The sequence below is a fragment of the Paraburkholderia sp. BL10I2N1 genome, assembly GCF_004361815.1.
Classification (GTDB): Bacteria; Pseudomonadota; Gammaproteobacteria; order Burkholderiales; family Burkholderiaceae; genus Paraburkholderia.
Map to the genome: position 1 here is coordinate 3,181,027 of NZ_SNWA01000001.1, position 16,114 is coordinate 3,197,140.

Genomic DNA, 16,114 nt, shown 5'->3' on the forward strand with positions numbered 1-16,114 from the left:
TACTATGATTACTCGACAATAATCGCTTTTTCGATGATTACGTCGTCGACGGGCACATCCTGATGGAAGCCCTTCGAACCCGTCTTCACCTTCCGGATGGCGTCGATGACGTCGAGACCTTCGACGACCTTGCCGAACACCGCGTAGCCCCAGCCCTGCGGCGTCGGCGACGAGTGGTTCAGGAAGTCGTTGTCGTTCACGTTGATGAAGAACTGGGCGGTTGCCGAGTGCGGGTCGTTCGTGCGTGCCATCGCGAGCGAGCCCTTGACGTTCTTCAGGCCATTATTCGCTTCATTCGTGATCGGTGCATCGGTCGGCTTCTGCTTCATGCCCGGCTCGAAACCGCCGCCCTGGATCATGAAGCCGTCGATGACACGGTGGAACACCGTGTTGTCATAATGACCGGCCTTCACATAGTTGAGAAAGTTCTCAACCGACTTCGGCGCTTTTTCGGCGTCCAGTTCGATCTTGATGACGCCGTGGTTCGTATGCAGTTCGACCATGATGGATCCTTTTGACTGACAGGTGAGTGGAGGGCGCGGATGGCGAAACGACCGGTCCGCGCCGGGGCGCGCTTATTTGCTGACGATGGTTGCCGACTCGATCACGATCTGTTTTTGCGGCACGTCGCCCATCGGGCCGCGGTTCGTCGTGGGCGTACCTTCGATCTTCTTCACGACATCCATGCCCGACGTGACCTTGCCGAACACGGCATAACCGTTGCCGTCCGGATTCGGGTAATCGAGGCCGGCGTTGTCGACGGTGTTGATGAAGAACTGTGCGGTTGCCGAATTCGGATCGCTCGTGCGTGCCATCGCAATCGTGCCAGTGGTGTTCTTCAGGCCAGTGCGGCTCTCGAGCGGAATCGGCGCGCGCGTCGGCTTCTCGGCGAAGCTGGTTGTGTAGCCGCCGCCCTGGATCATGAAACCTGGAATTACACGATGGAAGATCGTGCCGCTGTACTGGCCGGATTTCACGTAGTCGAGGAAGTTCGCGACCGTCTTCGGCGCTTTCTCAGGATACAACTCGACGCGGATGTCGCCTTCCGATGTCTTGAAGAGGACGGACGGATGCGCGGCCTGTGGCGCGGACTGGGCAAAAACGGGCGCGTTCGCGATCAGGGAGGCGCTGCCGAGCGCCAACATCAACCATTTCATGAAAATCCTCTGGGTGGAAAAAACGGGTTCGCGGATTGCGCGTCTATTTCGAGGGCGCGGTGTACGGCGGAGTCGCCAGTGAGCCGGTTGCGCCACCGAACTGGAAGTTCGGGCTTTCCGTCACGTTCGGGATGGCGCGCGTAGTGGAGCCGTCGACAGCAGCCACGGGTTTGGGCGCTGGCTTGCCGTTCTTCGGCGGCGAAACGATTTTCTGGATATCGGCGAGGCGCTGCTGTGTCGTGGCGCTCACGTGTCCTGTCGACTGCGCCCGCCGATACGATTCGGCTGCGAGGCGAAGGTACACGTCACCGAGATTCTCCCACGCGAGGCCATAGTTCGGATTGACCCGCGTGGCGGTTTCGAGGGCGGCGCGCGCTTCAGGCAGACGGCCTTCTTTCGCAAAGAGCGCAGCAAGATTGTTGTAGGGTTCCGGCAGTTCCGGGAATGCCTGGGTGAGTTCAGTGAAGGCGGCGATGGCTTCGTCGTCGCGGTTCAGGCGCGCAAGCACCGTGCCGCGCTTGAACTTCGCCTGCACGTCGCGCGGATTCGCGGCGATGCGCTCGTCGAGTTGCTTCAGTGCGCCGGCCCAGTCTTTCTGGGCGATGGCCGAGTCGATCTGCGGCGTGCCGTCGGCCACGGCCGTGACCTGCGCATGCACGGCGGGTCCCGCCAGTACCATGAAGGCGACGCCGCAAAGGGTTGATGCGGCGAGGGTCGCAGCGCGTCGCGCGCGGCCGCTGGAAGGTTTCATAGGCTAAGGTCAGGGTGTTATACTCCGACCCATTCTAACAAAAGGTCTGCGCGTTCCGTCGAACCACAGACTGTCTTTTCGCCACTCGTGGTCGTCTCCGCCTTGAATGCAGCCTGACCGCCGCACCAGGTGTACCGGTTTTGCTGTACATGCCGTTCCCCGCGTGAACCGCGAAGGCGCGCAGCATGCACGTAACACAATGCGGATTTCTTTCGGCCCACGCATCGTCTCTATGGAATCTCTGCGCATCTACAACACGCTCGCGCGTGACAAGCAATCTTTCGTGCCGCTTGAGCCAGGCGTCGTACGTATGTACGTCTGCGGGATGACGGTGTACGACTACTGTCACGTCGGCCACGCGCGTGTCATGGTGGTGTTCGATATCGTGCAGCGGTGGCTGCGTACGCTCGGTTATCGCGTCACATATGTGCGCAACATCACCGATATCGACGACAAGATCATTCGACGCGCAGTGGAAAACGGCGAGACAATCAAGTCGCTTACCGATCGTTTCATCGCCGCGCTGCATGAAGATGCGGACGCCCTCGGTATCGAGCGGCCCGACATCGAACCGCGCGCGACCGATTTCATTCCGCAGATGCTCGGCATGATCGGGAAGCTGGAAGCGAACGGCTACGCATATCAGGCAACGGATGGCGACGTGAACTACGCGGTGCGGAAGTTTGCGAACTACGGAAAGCTGTCGGGCAAGTCGCTCGAAGACCTGCGCGCGGGCGAACGCGTCGCGGCCAACGAAGCGAAGCAGGATCTGCTCGACTTCGTGCTGTGGAAGCAGGCCAAACCGGAAGAGCCTGCCGACACCGGCTGGGATTCGCAGTACGGTCGCGGCCGTCCGGGCTGGCATATTGAATGCTCGGCGATGGGCTGCACGTTGCTCGGCGATACCTTCGACATTCACGGCGGCGGCCAGGACCTGCAGTTTCCGCACCACGAAAATGAAATCGCGCAGAGCGAAGGTGCGACCGGTCAAACATTTGTGAATTACTGGATGCACAACGGCTACGTGCAGATCGACAATGAGAAGATGTCGAAGTCGCTCGGCAACTTCTTCACGATCCGCGAAGTGCTCGCGAATTTCGACGCCGAGGTGGTGCGGTTTTTCATTGCCCGTGCGCACTACCGTTCGCCGCTGAACTATAGCGATATGCACCTCGACGATGCGCGCAGCGCGCTGACGCGCCTTTACACCGCATTGAAAGACGTGACGCCGGACGATGCCGAACTCGACTGGAACGAAGCGCACGCGCAACGCTTCCAGGTTGCGATGAATGATGACTTCAACACGCCTGTCGCGGTGTCTGTGCTGTTCGAACTGGCGAGCGAAGTCAATCGCACGCGCGACGCCGCGCTCGCACGACAATTGCGTGCGCTCGGGCGTTTGCTCGGCCTTCTGGGCCGCGAGCCGCGTGCGTATCTGCAGCAGGCTGCGGGTAGCGCGAACGAAGGCGCGCTCGACGCGGCCGGGATCGAAGCGAAGATCGCGCAGCGCGTCGCGGCCAAGCAGGCAAAGAACTATGCCGAAGCAGACCGGATCCGGGCCGAGTTGCTCGAAGCCGGTGTTGCACTTGAAGACAAACCGGGCGGGTTGACCGAGTGGCGCCGAGTATGAGCGCGCACCGAACTTCCCACTGATCGACTCGCCAGGCAGGAGGCAGGATGGCAACGGCCACGAAGACGCCGGCTAAACGGGCCGCGTCTCAGACAGGCGCGACAGTCGCAGTGAAAACGACGCGCGCACGCAATACTGCAACACCCTCGCTCAAGGCCGCCAGTGCGGCGGGCAAGGCGGGCGCCACGGCAGCGAAGAAGGGCCCGGCCAGGCGCGTTCTGAACGGCAAGTCGCATCAGCCGCAGAAGGTGGCGAAGCCGGCGCGCAAGTCGCGTCTCAAGGGCAACGGCGAGTTGCCGATCGAGCTCGCTGACGACCTGCAGCAACTCGCGCGCGACACGCTGCATGAGGGCGAAGTCGTGCGCAAGACACGCGCATCGACGTCGACGGAAGTCGCCGTCCCGGTGCAGATCGGCGGACTGACGCCGGCCGTCACGCGCCCGCCATACTGGGACAAGGCGTGCGCCGATCTCGTCAGGCGCGACCGCATTCTGAAGAAGTTGATTCCGAAATTCGGCCCGGTGCATCTGCTCAGCCGCGGCGATCCGTTCGTGACACTTGCGCGTTCGGTGGTCGGCCAGCAGATTTCGGTGGCTGCTGCGCAGGCTGTATGGCAGCGCGTCGAAAGCGCATGTCCGAAGCTCGTGCCGCAACAGTTCATCAAGCTGGGTCAGGACAAGCTGATGGCGTGCGGTCTGTCGAAGCGCAAGTCCGAGTACATTCTCGATCTCGCCGAGCACTTCGTGTCGGGTGCGCTGCATGTCGGCAAATGGGAGTCAATGGAAGACGAGGCGGTCATTGCCGAGTTGACGCAGATTCGCGGCATCGGCCGGTGGACGGCGGAGATGTTCCTGATCTTCAATCTGTCGCGCCCCGATGTACTACCGCTTGACGATCTCGGCCTGATCCGCGCGATCAGCGTCAATTATTTCAGTGGCGAACCGGTTACGCGCAGCGAGGCACGGGAAGTCGCAGCAAACTGGGAACCGTGGCGCACCGTTGCAACCTGGTATATGTGGCGTAGCCTCGATCCGTTGCCGGTCGATTACTAAAATGCGATACCGTCCTCGGCTATCGGAATGTCGACGTCGATAGCTGAGACGCGGTTTTGACAAGGGCGGGCGCGGTTAGAATACGCGCTGCCGGTAAGTCCAAGGATTACAACCAATGAAAACCACGTTTCTGGATTTCGAACAGCCAATCGCTGAACTCGAAGCAAAGATCGAAGAATTGCGCTTCGTGCAGGACGATTCGGCCGTCGATATTTCGGAAGAGATCGAGCGGCTGTCGAAGAAGAGCCAGCAACTCACTAAAGACCTGTATGCGAACCTGACTCCGTGGCAGGTATCGCAGATCGCGCGCCATCCGCAGCGCCCGTACACGTTCGACTACGTGAACGAACTGTTTACCGATTTCCACGAACTGCATGGCGACCGCTCGTACGCGGACGATCTGTCGATCGTCGGCGGCCTTGCGCGTTTCAACGGACAGCCGTGTATGGTGATCGGCCATCAGAAGGGCCGCGACACCAAGGAGCGGGCGCTTCGCAATTTCGGGATGCCGCGTCCCGAGGGTTATCGTAAGGCTGAACGTCTGATGCGCCTCGCCGAGAAATTCGGTTTGCCGATCTTCACGTTCATCGATACGCCGGGCGCGTACCCGGGCATCGGCGCGGAAGAGCGCGGCCAGTCGGAAGCGATTGGCCGCAATCTGTATGTGATGGCCGAACTGAAGACGCCGATCATCGCGACGATCATCGGTGAAGGCGGCTCCGGCGGCGCGCTCGCCATCGCAGTGGGCGATAGCGTGCTGATGCTGCAGTTCTCGACCTATTCAGTGATCTCGCCGGAAGGTTGCGCGTCGATTTTGTGGAAGAGCGCGGCGAAGGCGCCGGAAGCGGCTGAAGCGCTGGGTCTGACCGCGCATCGTCTGAAGGCGCTTGGCCTCATCGACAAGATCGTCAACGAACCGCTCGGCGGCGCGCACCGCGATCCGAAGGGCATGGCCGCGATGCTGCGTCGTGCGCTGGCCGACACGCTACGCCAGTTTCAGGGCATGAGCATTCAGGACCTGCGCCAACGCCGCTTCGAACGGCTGATGTCGTACGGCAGGTTCAAGGAAACGACGCCCGGCGCATGAGCCGGCGTACGATTGCCTGGGCGCATTGCGCCTCTTCGCCGTGACTACTTCCTCTGATAACCCCGCCGACCACCTCGTTCTCGACGCGGTCGGCGCGGCGTTTGCATCGCTTCCCGCCGACGCGCGCGTAGCGGTGGCGTTCAGTGGCGGCCTTGATTCGATGGCGCTCCTCGATGCCGCGGTGCGCGTGGGTGGCGCCGCGCGTTGCGTGGCGCTGCACATTCATCATGGGTTGAGTCCGAACGCGGACGCGTGGCTCGCGCAATGTGAGGCGTTTGCGCGTGAGCGCGGTGTCGGATTCGCGGCCCATCATGTCGACGTACCGCGTGAGCCGGGGATGAGCGTCGAAGCGGCGGCGCGCGATGCGCGCTATCGCGCGCTCGATGCCATGTGCGTGCAGCACGGCGTCATGACCTTGTGGCTCGCACAGCACGCGGATGACCAGGCAGAAACGGTGCTCCTGCAATTGCTGCGCGGAGCGGGGCTCGCGGGCCTGGCGGCCATGGCGCCTGAACGGCTGGCGCCCGGTGCAGCGGTATCGCGCACACGGCCGCTATTGCACGTGCTGCGCGCCCAGCTCGAGCACTATGCACATGCGCGTGACCTGCGCTGGATCGAGGATGAGTCGAACGCCGATACCCGTTACGCGCGCAACGCGTTACGCCACGACGTACTGCCCGAACTGGCTGTTCACTTCCCTGGCTTTCGGGACGCGCTCGCACGTACCGCCAGTCATGCCGCAGCGGCTCAACGCCTGCTCGACGATCTCGCCCGGATCGACATGCAGGTGGCGGCGCGCGACGAAGGCCGCGCACTGGCGCGCGATTCATTGCTCGCGCTCAACGACGAGCGCGCGCTCAATCTGCTGCGCTACTGGATGCGCACGCTCGGCTTGCCGGCCGCATCGACGGCGCGCCTGACCGATGCGTTGCGTCAACTGCGCGACGCGGACGACGATCACGGCATGCGCGTCGACCACGCGGGGCAGTGTCTGCGCAGCTATCGCGGCGAGATATTCTGGGAAGCCGGCGACAGCGCCGATCCCATCGACGAAACCGCTCTTGAATCGCGACCTGCCAGCGAATTGACATGGCACGGCGACTCGATCTGGCGATTGCCGCAATGGCGCGGCACGCTGGTGTTCGCCGAGGTGCCGGCGGACGATCCCGATGCGATCTCCGAAGCGGTGCTCACCTGTGCTCCTTTGCACGCGCGCTCGCGCAGCGGCGGCGAGCGGATGCGGGTCGATCCGGGTGCACCGAGCCGCACACTGAAAAACCTCTTTCAGGAACGCGGCGTGCCGGCATGGAAGCGCGATGTGCCGCTCGTCTTCGTCGGAGGCGATCTGTTGTTCGTGCCGTTTCTCGGCGTGAATCGCGAGGCGACTGCAACGCGCGAGACGCTGCATTCCGTCGCTTCGCGGTATTTTCGGATCGACTGGCGTCCCGATCTGCTGATTGCCTGACCGGCCGGTCGGCCAGCTTCTCCGTTAACCTGACGTAGCGGGCAAATCCTTTGCACTCAAGCGTCTACGTCGTTCCGCTACAGGATTTTGGCTTGTCTTTTCGCCTCTGATCGGGTACGTTTACCTGTTTGCCCGATCAGGTTTTGCCGTGTTTTTATCGCAATCCCGGTCATTCCCGGATCCGGTTGCCGGCAGCACCCCGCTCGCAATCGTCCGTTTCCGCCAGGTACGGGCAAATTCCGCGCGTGCTGCACGCGCGCTGCATCTACGCCGCCACACTTCGTCGTGTTCCCGAACGTTGCCTGTTGTGCGGTCGTCTCCAGCGCGCCCAGCGCGGTTACTCCTCCAGTTCAGAACGACAATGGCACTCATCGTACATAAATACGGCGGCACCTCGATGGGCTCGGTCGAGCGCATCAAGAACGTCGCGAAGCGCGTCGCCAAATGGCACCAGGCCGGCCACAAGATGGTCGTCGTGCCCTCGGCGATGTCCGGCGAAACGAATCGTCTGCTCGGCCTCGCGAAAGAAATTTCCGCCCAGCCGGATCCGCGCGAACTCGACATGATCGCGTCCACAGGCGAGCAGGTCAGCGTCGGTCTTCTTTCGATTGCACTGCAGGAAGCAGGCGTCGACGCGGTCAGCTACGCCGGCTGGCAAGTGCCGGTGAAAACCGATAGCGCATTCACCAAGGCACGCATCAGCGACATCGACGGCGAGCGCGTGCTGCGCGATCTCGACGCCGGCAAGGTCGTGGTGATCACGGGCTTCCAGGGCATTGATCCGGAAGGCCACATCACGACGCTCGGCCGTGGCGGTTCGGACACTTCGGCAGTGGCCGTGGCTGCCGCGCTGAAAGCGGATGAGTGCCTCATTTACACGGACGTCGACGGCGTTTATACGACCGATCCGCGCGTGGTCGAAGAGGCGCGCCGTCTCGACCACGTGACGTTCGAAGAGATGCTGGAAATGGCCAGCCTGGGCTCGAAGGTTCTACAGATCCGCTCGGTGGAATTCGCCGGCAAATATCAGGTGAAGACGCGCGTATTGTCGAGCCTGACGGATCCGCTGATGTCGCTCGACGTCGAAATGAGCTCGGGCACCCTGATTACTTTTGAAGAAGACGAGACCATGGAAAAAGCAGTCATCTCGGGTATCGCGTTCCAGCGCGACGAGGCCCGCATCGCCGTGATGGGTGTGCCCGACAAGCCGGGCATCGCGTATCAGATTCTTGGCCCGGTGGCGGATGCGAACATCGATGTCGACATGATCATCCAGAACCAGAGCGTCGAGGGCAAGACGGCGTTCACGTTCACGGTTGGCCGCGGCGACTATCAGCGCGCAATGGATATCCTCACCACCCAGGTGAAGGGTCACGTGAACGCAGAGCAGGTGCTGGGTGATCCGAAGGTGTCGAAGGTATCGGTGGTCGGCGTTGGCATGCGTTCGCACGTCGGTATCGCGAGCACGATGTTCCGCACGCTGTCGGAAGAGGGCATCAACATCCAGATGATTTCGACGTCTGAAATCAAGATCTCAGTGCTCATCGACGAGAAGTACATGGAGCTCGCCGTGCGCGCGCTTCACAAGGCATTCGAACTCGATCAGGCGTAAAAGCGCACTGCGAATGCATGGTGGGTGAGCGAAGGTCGCGTTTCGCTTCGGGTCAATGGCGAACTGGCACAAAATATGTGCCTCAGAAATTGACCTGGCTTCGTGAACCCGCTATTATCTTGGCTCTGTCGCGCTGACTCCCTGCGCGACTGAAAGTTTGGGAGACGTGGCCGAGAGGTCGAAGGCACTCCCCTGCTAAGGGAGCATCTGGGCCAAAACCTGGATCGAGGGTTCGAATCCCTCCGTCTCCGCCAGCGATGGCGGCGAAACCCCGTAAGTTTTCGGACTTACGGGGTTTTTGTTTTTTCGGCTGGCCAATGGATCTTGATCACGTGTTTTCATCGCGGGTGCTGTGCGCTTCGCCGATTCGAGGCACGGCGATTGCTGCCCTCACTTCGTCGAAGAATTGTTTGAAACATAGCAAATTAGACGTCACAGCGGACAGTACGTCGGACTCCGCATCGGTCGATGAGCGTATCCGCCTTCCCCCGTGATGTGCTGATCCCGATCACACTCGCGGTCCAATTGAGTTTTCTCGTCGCGCCGCTGATTGACCTGCGCGATCGCGCGATTCGCCTGTTGGGTGCAAGCGATCTGCATCGAACGATGATGCTCATGGACGAAGCTGCGCGGCGGCTCAGCCGATACTTCGTCTCACAAACTCGGCGTGAATGCCGGGGGTCGGCTTCGCGATTGGAGCGGGGCTGTTTTGTTCGGCGTGCCAAGCCACATTGCTGTGGGCATCCTCACCGCGCTCCCGCGACTTGTGCCATACGTCGGCATCTGGATCGCGGCCGCGCTCGCGACGGGGCTGGCCGTCGCGGCGAGCCCCGAGTGGCCGGCGGGCGACACGGCGAGGTGGAGTGAGAGTCTTCAGAGTGCAATTAGCGCCGATCACTACGCCACGTCCATTCGGGGCAAGGTGGGCGGGCGCGTGCGCATCTGCCGCACGATCTGCAAGCGATGAACCGCGGCCAGCCGACGCAGAATAGCCGCCTGGTGGCCACCTGATCACCGGATTGAAACCCCACCGATACTTGACTGCGTTGTATGCACGCCGGGACTTTCAAGACCACTTCCTTCGCTTGTGGCCCCTGTTTTGCGCGTTGCACAACAACAAAAACCAGACTATAACCATCCTGTGAGATGGTAATGGGATGGAAAAATGAAAAAACTGAAACTTGTCGGTTCACCGCACCCGAAGGGTGGCGAGACTGAAAAGATTACGATCAACCTGGGCCCGGTTGATCTTGGGCAGATCGATCTGCTCGTTGAAGAGGGCTTTTATTCGAACCGCACTGACCTGATCCGCACTGCAATTCGCAACCAGCTTTCGGTGCATGCGCAGGTTGTCCATGAAACGGTTACGCGCCGCGCACTGGTTCTTGGCCTGCAGCATTTCACCCGACGCGATCTGGAAACGGTGCGCGCCGCAAACGAGCGTCTGAACATCCAGGTGCTGGGGCTCGCCAGCATTGCCAGCGACGTGTCTGCGGAACTCGCGCTGGCAACGATCGACAGCGTCATGGTCCTTGGCGCTTTTCACGCTTCGCCCGCTGTGAAGGCGGCGCTGGCTGACCGGATCAGCTAGGCCGTTCAGCGCCGTTCACGCGACAACCCCACAGTCCCCACAGCCCCCAGTCAGATATCCGGACGATGACGATGAAGCTCAACGAAGACTTTCTGAATTCGATGCAGGAAGCAATGACACTGCTACGCACGTGCGGCCCTCTGGAGGCGACAGAAGCGATCCAGCGTGCGTTGCGCGGCGAGCGCGCTGTTCGTGACGCTGATGCGAACACATTTACTTTGCCAACCCTGCGCGACTTTCTCCGTCCGGTGAAACCCGTCGTGGACGCACCGCGGGAACAATCCGTCGACGTGGAAGACCGTGGCCATTTCAGCACGCGCGCGTATTCAAACGAAGCGGGGCGGCTGCAGTACAAGCTGTACGTCCCGAGCGGCTATCACGACGACCCGTTGCCGTTGGTCGTGGCATTGCACGGTTGCACCCAGGACGCCGACGACTTTGCGGCCGGCACGCAGATGAATGCGCTTGCCGAGCGGCATCGTTGCCTCGTCGCGTATCCGGTTCAGCCTCAGGGTGCAAACCCGTCGAAATGCTGGAACTGGTTCAAGCCGGCCGACCAGCAGCGTGCAACAGGAGAGCCGTCGCTGATCGCGGGCATCACGCGTGAGATCATGGCGGACTACGCAGTCGATCCGTCACGCGTGTACGTCACGGGCATGTCGGCGGGGGGCGCGATGGCGGCGATCATGATCCGCGCCTATCCCGAACTCTACGCGGCGGCCGGCGTGCATTCCGGGCTGGCGCACGGTTGCGCGCACGATCTTCCGTCCGCACTGGCCGCGATGAAAGGCGGCCGCGGTGCGCGAGTGGGCCGCGGCGCAGACAGGCATGACGCCGGTCACGTAGGCGAAGCGCCGAAGCGTCCTCTGATTGTCTTTCACGGCGATGCCGACGCGACCGTGCACGTGTCGAACGCGCTGCGCATACTGCAGGGTTTCGATGCGCATGCAACGATCGACAGCAATGCTCAAGTGCGTCGCAGGAAACCGGATGAACGTGCCCATACCGTCGAGCGGCGGATTTCAGCCGATGGCGTCGAAGCCGAACTGTGGATCATCCACGGAGCGCCGCATGCATGGTCCGGCGGAAGCGGGCGCGGTAGTTACACGGATGCGAGGGGTCCGGATGCGAGCGCCGAGATGATGCGCTTTTTCCTCTCGCATCCTATGCTTAAGTGAATATCGCGATCTGGCACTTTTCCGGCGCACTATGGCGTTATCCGATTGGCCAGTCGTGTAAACACACGTAACGGTGGTCTCAAGTTGCGATCTTGTGCATCAGTTATTACAAAGTTGAAATGCGCGATTCACCGCCTTACGTTATATTCCCGCCAGCAAAACCCACTCGCTAAAAGGTGAATCCATGAAGGTCGCTCGTCTTGTTCCGTTTCTGGTCGGTGCGCTGGCGATTGGCGCGTCGGGCGCGGCAATGGCCGGAGTGAGCGTCGGTGTGAACATCGGCATTCCAGCTCCCGTCTACGTCGCGCCGCCGCCCGTCTACGCGCCGCCGCCTCCGCCGCCCGTCGTCTATCAACCCGCGCCGGTGTACGGAGCCCCTGTCTACGGAGCCCCTGTCTATGGCGGCCCGGCGATCGTGATTGGCTGGCACGGCGACCGCTACTGGGACGGTCGTCGCTATTGGGCCCGTGACGACTGGTACCGCCATCATCCGGGTCATTACGATCGCGGGTACCACGACAACGGTCGTCACGGCGGCTGGCATTGAAAAAGTAATATCCGGAAACAAAAAAGAGCCGCCCAACCGGGCGGCTCTTTTTTTGTTGCGTGCGCAACGAGCCGGGATAACGCTTTCAGGCGTCGCCCGTGAACGTTACTCGCCGATGCCGGCCATGCCGCCGACCACCTGGCTGAAGCCACTGTCGACGTGCACGATCTCGGCGGATACACCTCCCGCCAGATCCGACAGCAGGAACGCGGCCGTATTGCCGACCTGTTCGATCGTCACATTCCGCTTGAGCGGCGCGTTGTTTTCGACGAATTCGAGGATCTTGCTGAAGCCCTTGATGCCGCTTGCCGCGAGCGTCTTGATCGGGCCGGCGGAAATGCCGTTCACGCGAATGCCGCGACCACCCAGCGACACCGCCAGATAACGCACGCTCGCCTCGAGCGATGCTTTTGCGAGACCCATGGTGTTGTAGTTCGGGATGGCTTTCTCTGCGCCGAGGTAGCTGAGCGTGAGAAGGGCTGCATCTTTCGACAGCATCGGCAGCGCTGCCTTGGCGAGCGCGGGGAAGCTGTATGCGGAGATGTCATGCGCGATGCGGAAGTTTTCGCGCGTCATGCCGTCGAGGAAGTCGCCGGCGATAGCCTCGCGCGGCGCAAAGCCGATCGAATGGACGAGGCCGTCGAGGCTATCCCAGTGTTCCTTCAGCGAAGAGAAGAGTGCGTCGATCTGCGCGTCGTCGGCGACGTCGCACGGGAATATCAGGTTGCTGCCGAACTCGGTGGCGAATTCGGTGATGCGATCCTTGAAGCGGTCGCCAACATAGGTGAAGGCCAGTTCGGCGCCTTCGCGTTTGCAAGCCTGCGCGATACCGTACGCAATCGAACGGTTCGACAGCAGGCCGGTCAGCAGGATTCGTTTACCAGCGAGAAAGCCCATGAAATCTCCAATGAAGTCTGCGCGCCGCGACGTCTGACGTGCGGGTTCGCGCGGGATTATTGGGTAGAATTCTCTCATATTGCAACCGCCACCTGACCAACAAGGCCCCTATGACGACTGGATCGCGATGGCTGCACACACGTCGTGTCGCATGGCGCACCGTGGTTCGCGCGCTGTCGCGTGTCGGTCTTGAAGCACTGCCACGTTCGATGGCGGCCTGCTCCCTCGCCGTCGCGTGCGGCCTCGGCGCGCTACTGGCGACGCCGCCGGTCCATGCGGTCCACGCGATCGCGCAATACGGCGAGCCCAAATATCCGGCCGACTTCAAGCACTTCGACTACGTCAACCCGGATGCGCCGAAGGGCGGCACGCTGGTGCTGGCCAACCCGGACCGCCTCACGAGTTTCGACAAGTTCAATCCGTTCACGCTGCGCGGCAACGCGGCGCCTGGCATCGGCATGTTGTTCGAGAGCCTCACGACTGGCAGTTCCGATGAAGTCGCGTCCGCCTACGGCCTGCTGGCAGACGACATCCGTATCGCGCCTGACGGCATGTCGACGACCTTCCACATCAATCCGCGCGCGCGCTTCTCGAACGGCGACCCCGTCACGGCGGACGACGTAAAGTTCTCGTTCGACACGCTCAAGAGTTCAAAGGCGGCACCGCAGTTCGCGTCCATTTTTGCGGAGATTACGCAGGCGGTCGTGGTCGACCCGCAGACGATCCGCTTCGAATTCCGGCAGCGCAATCGCGAACTGCCGTTGATTGCCGGCGGCGTACCCGTCTTTTCCCGCAAGTGGGGGATGAAGCCTGACGGCAGCCGTATCCCGTTCGATCAGTTTGCATTTCAGGAACCCATCGGCAGCGGTCCGTACGTGATCGAGCATTACGACAACGGTCGCAACATCACCTATCGACGCGATCCGAACTATTGGGGCGCGGCGCTGCCGGTGCGCGTCGGCATGAACAACTTCGATCGCATCACGTACAAGCTGTACTCGGACGAGATTGCGCGCCGCGAGGCCTTCAAGGCCGGCGAATACGACGCATTCGTCGAGTACATCGCGCGCAGCTGGGTGCGCCGCGACGTAGGCAAGAAGTTCGACAGCGGCGAGCTGATCAAACGCGAATTCCCGCAGCACAACGGCACGGGCATGCAGGGCTTCATCCTGAATCAGCGCCGGCCGCTGTTTCAGGACGTGCGGGTGCGCAAGGCGCTCGATCTGGCGCTGGACTTCCAGTGGCTCAACCGGCAGCTTTTCTATAACCAGTACAAGCGGCTCGACAGCTTTTTCGCGAATACGGATCTGCAGGCGACAGGTATGGCCTCAGCAGGCGAACTGGCGCTCCTGAATCCGTGGAAGGCCCAGCTGGACCCCGCGGTATTTGGCCCGCCACCGAAGCAGCCGGATACGGATTTGCCGGGTTCGCTACGCGCCAACCTGCTGCAGGCGCGTGCGCTGCTTGCCGAGGCAGGCTGGACCTATCGCGACGGCGCGCTGCGCAACGCGAAAGGTGAACCGTTCGAATTCGAAATCCTCGACGATTCCGGTTCGTCCGCCGGGATGGAGCCGGTGATCGCGCCGTTTGTCCGCAATCTGAGCAAGCTGGGCATCGCTGCGCGATTCCGCGTGGTCGATTACGCGCTTTACCAAAAGCGCCTCGATGCGTTCGATTTCGACGCCACGACGATCCGCTTTCCCGACGTTCAGGTGCCGGGCTCGGAGGAGATCGATCGCTTTGGCAGCAAGGCCGCCGACGAGCAGGGGTCCGGCAATCTGATCGGTCTGAAGTCGCCGGTCGTCGATTCGATCCTGAGTGCGTTGATCCAGTCGCAGACACGCGAACAGCTCGTCGATGCGACGCATGCGCTCGACCGCGTGCTGATGCATGGCTATTATGTGATTCCACATTGGTACAGCGCGACGCACCGGGTGGCTTACCGGCGCGGCATGGCATGGCCCAAGACCTTGCCCCTGTACTATTCGGCAAACGACTGGATCATCTCGACCTGGTGGTTCACGCCGAAGCCTTGACGGTTTGCTTCGAGCGTCTGCCCGTCACTCATTGCCTTTATTGTCGCTTGATTGCGCACCGGATCACCGCCCATGTGGAGCTACATCCTCAAACGTCTGCTGCTGATGATCCCGACACTGATCGGCGTGTTGACGCTAACCTTCGTCGTGATCCAGTTCGTTCCCGGTGGCCCCGTCGAACAGGCCGTGCACGACCTGCGCAAAGGTGCGGAGCAGGGCGCGCCGTTCGGCTTGCGCACGCACACAGGTGTCGACGCGCAGCAGATCGCGCAATTGAAGGCGCTCTATGGTTTCGACAAGCCGCCCCTCGAACGCTACTTCCTGATGCTCAAGCGCTTTGCGCGCTTCGATCTGGGTGACAGCTATTTCCGCCATCAGAGCGTGTGGTCGCTGGTCGTGTCGAAGCTGCCGGTATCAATCAGCATCGGGCTATGGACGTTCTTCCTGACCTACCTGATATCGGTGCCGCTCGGCATCGCGAAGGCGGTGCGCAACGGCTCGCGCTTTGATGTCTCGACGAGTCTGATCGTACTGATCGGCTATGCGATTCCAGGCTTCGTGCTGGGTGTGCTGCTGCTCGTGCTGTTCGGCGGCGGGTCGTTCCTGCAACTCTTTCCATTGCGCAATCTCACGTCCGACAACTGGGCGCAACTGAGTCTCGGCGGCAAGATTCTCGACTATCTCTGGCACATCACGCTACCGATCGTCGCGTCGGTGATCGGCAGCTTCGCCGTCATCACGATGCTCACGAAGAACGCCTTCCTCGACGAAATCCGCAAGCAATACGTGTTGACTGCGCGCGCCAAAGGTCTGTCCGAGCGACGCGTGTTGTGGAAGCACGTGTTTCGCAATGCGATGCTGCCATTGATCGTGGGCTTTCCGGCGGCGTTCATCGGCGCGTTCTTTACAGGCAGTCTGCTAATCGAGACGCTGTTTTCGCTCGACGGGCTCGGTTTGCTGTCGTATGAATCGGTCGTGCGGCGCGACTATCCGGTTGTGCTCGGTACGCTGTATCTGTTCACGCTGATCGGTCTTGCGACCAAGCTCATCTCGGACCTTTGCTACGTCTGGGTCGATCCTCGCATTCAATTCGGACATCTGGAGCGCTGAC

14 protein-coding genes, 1 tRNA gene and 1 pseudogene are annotated in these 16,114 nt (G+C 61.5%); 12 read left to right on the plus strand and 4 right to left on the minus strand.

What is annotated here, in order from left to right; translation table 11 throughout:
* Positions 1–8 precede the first annotated feature (8 nt).
* From B0G77_RS14805 to B0G77_RS14815, 3 genes are all read right to left on the minus strand, one after another.
* A complete protein-coding gene (locus B0G77_RS14805) occupies positions 9–503 on the minus strand; it encodes a peptidylprolyl isomerase (RefSeq protein WP_133662800.1) in 495 nt (164 codons plus the stop codon).
* Positions 504–575: 72 nt separating this feature from the next.
* Positions 576–1,157, minus strand: coding sequence for a peptidylprolyl isomerase (locus B0G77_RS14810; protein WP_133662801.1), 582 nt, complete (start codon positions 1,155–1,157; stop codon positions 576–578).
* A gap of 43 nt (positions 1,158–1,200) precedes the next feature.
* Positions 1,201–1,908, minus strand: a complete 708-nt coding sequence (locus tag B0G77_RS14815) for a tetratricopeptide repeat protein (RefSeq protein WP_133662802.1) — start codon at positions 1,906–1,908, stop codon at positions 1,201–1,203.
* Between the two features lie 232 nt (positions 1,909–2,140).
* Here B0G77_RS14815 and cysS point away from each other — a divergent pair, with 232 nt between their 5' ends.
* From cysS to B0G77_RS14865, 10 genes and pseudogenes are all read left to right on the plus strand, one after another.
* A complete protein-coding gene (gene cysS / locus B0G77_RS14820) occupies positions 2,141–3,538 on the plus strand; it encodes a cysteine--tRNA ligase (protein WP_133662803.1) in 1,398 nt (465 codons plus the stop codon).
* 47 nt (positions 3,539–3,585) lie between these two features.
* Entirely contained in the window at positions 3,586–4,590 is a 1,005-nt protein-coding gene (locus B0G77_RS14825) for a DNA-3-methyladenine glycosylase (protein ID WP_133662804.1), read from the plus strand.
* Positions 4,591–4,705: 115 nt separating this feature from the next.
* Positions 4,706–5,677 carry an acetyl-CoA carboxylase carboxyltransferase subunit alpha gene (locus B0G77_RS14830; RefSeq protein WP_133662805.1) on the plus strand — a complete coding sequence of 324 codons (972 nt, stop codon included), beginning with the start codon at positions 4,706–4,708 and terminating at the stop codon, positions 5,675–5,677.
* Between the two features lie 40 nt (positions 5,678–5,717).
* Positions 5,718–7,142, plus strand: a complete 1,425-nt coding sequence (gene tilS, locus B0G77_RS14835; protein ID WP_133662806.1) for a tRNA lysidine(34) synthetase TilS — start codon at positions 5,718–5,720, stop codon at positions 7,140–7,142.
* A gap of 361 nt (positions 7,143–7,503) precedes the next feature.
* Positions 7,504–8,754 carry an aspartate kinase gene (locus B0G77_RS14840; protein ID WP_133662807.1) on the plus strand — a complete coding sequence of 417 codons (1,251 nt, stop codon included), beginning with the start codon at positions 7,504–7,506 and terminating at the stop codon, positions 8,752–8,754.
* A gap of 160 nt (positions 8,755–8,914) precedes the next feature.
* Positions 8,915–9,008, plus strand: a tRNA-Ser gene (locus tag B0G77_RS14845).
* Between the two features lie 298 nt (positions 9,009–9,306).
* Positions 9,307–9,592: pseudogene (locus B0G77_RS14850) on the plus strand (AI-2E family transporter); the annotation flags it as partial.
* Between the two features lie 327 nt (positions 9,593–9,919).
* Positions 9,920–10,345, plus strand: a complete 426-nt coding sequence (locus tag B0G77_RS14855) for a CopG family transcriptional regulator (protein ID WP_133662808.1) — start codon at positions 9,920–9,922, stop codon at positions 10,343–10,345.
* A 71-nt stretch (positions 10,346–10,416) separates the two neighbouring features.
* Entirely contained in the window at positions 10,417–11,523 is a 1,107-nt protein-coding gene (locus B0G77_RS14860; RefSeq protein ID WP_133662809.1) for a PHB depolymerase family esterase, read from the plus strand.
* A 184-nt stretch (positions 11,524–11,707) separates the two neighbouring features.
* Complete coding sequence (locus B0G77_RS14865; protein ID WP_133662810.1) at positions 11,708–12,070, plus strand: hypothetical protein; 363 nt, start codon at positions 11,708–11,710, stop codon at positions 12,068–12,070.
* Between the two features lie 105 nt (positions 12,071–12,175).
* Here B0G77_RS14865 and fabI read toward each other — a convergent pair whose 3' ends face one another.
* Positions 12,176–12,967: an enoyl-ACP reductase FabI gene (gene fabI / locus B0G77_RS14870; protein ID WP_133662811.1), complete on the minus strand. Its 792-nt coding sequence runs from the start codon at positions 12,965–12,967 to the stop codon at positions 12,176–12,178.
* A 110-nt stretch (positions 12,968–13,077) separates the two neighbouring features.
* Between fabI and B0G77_RS14875 the strand changes: the two genes are divergently transcribed.
* The gene (locus B0G77_RS14875; RefSeq protein ID WP_133662812.1) at positions 13,078–15,003 is read left to right on the plus strand and encodes an extracellular solute-binding protein; all 1,926 of its coding nucleotides are present in this window, start codon (positions 13,078–13,080) and stop codon (positions 15,001–15,003) included.
* 72 nt (positions 15,004–15,075) lie between these two features.
* The gene (locus tag B0G77_RS14880; protein WP_133662813.1) at positions 15,076–16,113 is read left to right on the plus strand and encodes an ABC transporter permease subunit; all 1,038 of its coding nucleotides are present in this window, start codon (positions 15,076–15,078) and stop codon (positions 16,111–16,113) included.
* The last annotated feature ends 1 nt before the right edge of the window (position 16,114 follow it).

Excerpts from the sequence above, each read along its gene's own strand:
- B0G77_RS14805 (WP_133662800.1), bottom strand. The coding sequence starts at position 503 with ATGGTCGAACTGCATACGAACCACGGCGTCATCAAGATCGAACTGGAC.
- B0G77_RS14810 (WP_133662801.1), bottom strand. The coding sequence starts at position 1,157 with ATGAAATGGTTGATGTTGGCGCTCGGCAGCGCCTCCCTGATCGCGAAC.
- B0G77_RS14815 (WP_133662802.1), bottom strand. The coding sequence starts at position 1,908 with ATGAAACCTTCCAGCGGCCGCGCGCGACGCGCTGCGACCCTCGCCGCA.
- cysS (WP_133662803.1), top strand. The coding sequence starts at position 2,141 with ATGGAATCTCTGCGCATCTACAACACGCTCGCGCGTGACAAGCAATCT.
- B0G77_RS14825 (WP_133662804.1), top strand. The coding sequence starts at position 3,586 with ATGGCAACGGCCACGAAGACGCCGGCTAAACGGGCCGCGTCTCAGACA.
- B0G77_RS14830 (WP_133662805.1), top strand. The coding sequence starts at position 4,706 with ATGAAAACCACGTTTCTGGATTTCGAACAGCCAATCGCTGAACTCGAA.
- B0G77_RS14840 (WP_133662807.1), top strand. The coding sequence starts at position 7,504 with ATGGCACTCATCGTACATAAATACGGCGGCACCTCGATGGGCTCGGTC.
- B0G77_RS14855 (WP_133662808.1), top strand. The coding sequence starts at position 9,920 with ATGAAAAAACTGAAACTTGTCGGTTCACCGCACCCGAAGGGTGGCGAG.
- B0G77_RS14860 (WP_133662809.1), top strand. The coding sequence starts at position 10,417 with ATGAAGCTCAACGAAGACTTTCTGAATTCGATGCAGGAAGCAATGACA.
- B0G77_RS14865 (WP_133662810.1), top strand. The coding sequence starts at position 11,708 with ATGAAGGTCGCTCGTCTTGTTCCGTTTCTGGTCGGTGCGCTGGCGATT.
- fabI (WP_133662811.1), bottom strand. The coding sequence starts at position 12,967 with ATGGGCTTTCTCGCTGGTAAACGAATCCTGCTGACCGGCCTGCTGTCG.
- B0G77_RS14875 (WP_133662812.1), top strand. The coding sequence starts at position 13,078 with ATGACGACTGGATCGCGATGGCTGCACACACGTCGTGTCGCATGGCGC.
- B0G77_RS14880 (WP_133662813.1), top strand. The coding sequence starts at position 15,076 with ATGTGGAGCTACATCCTCAAACGTCTGCTGCTGATGATCCCGACACTG.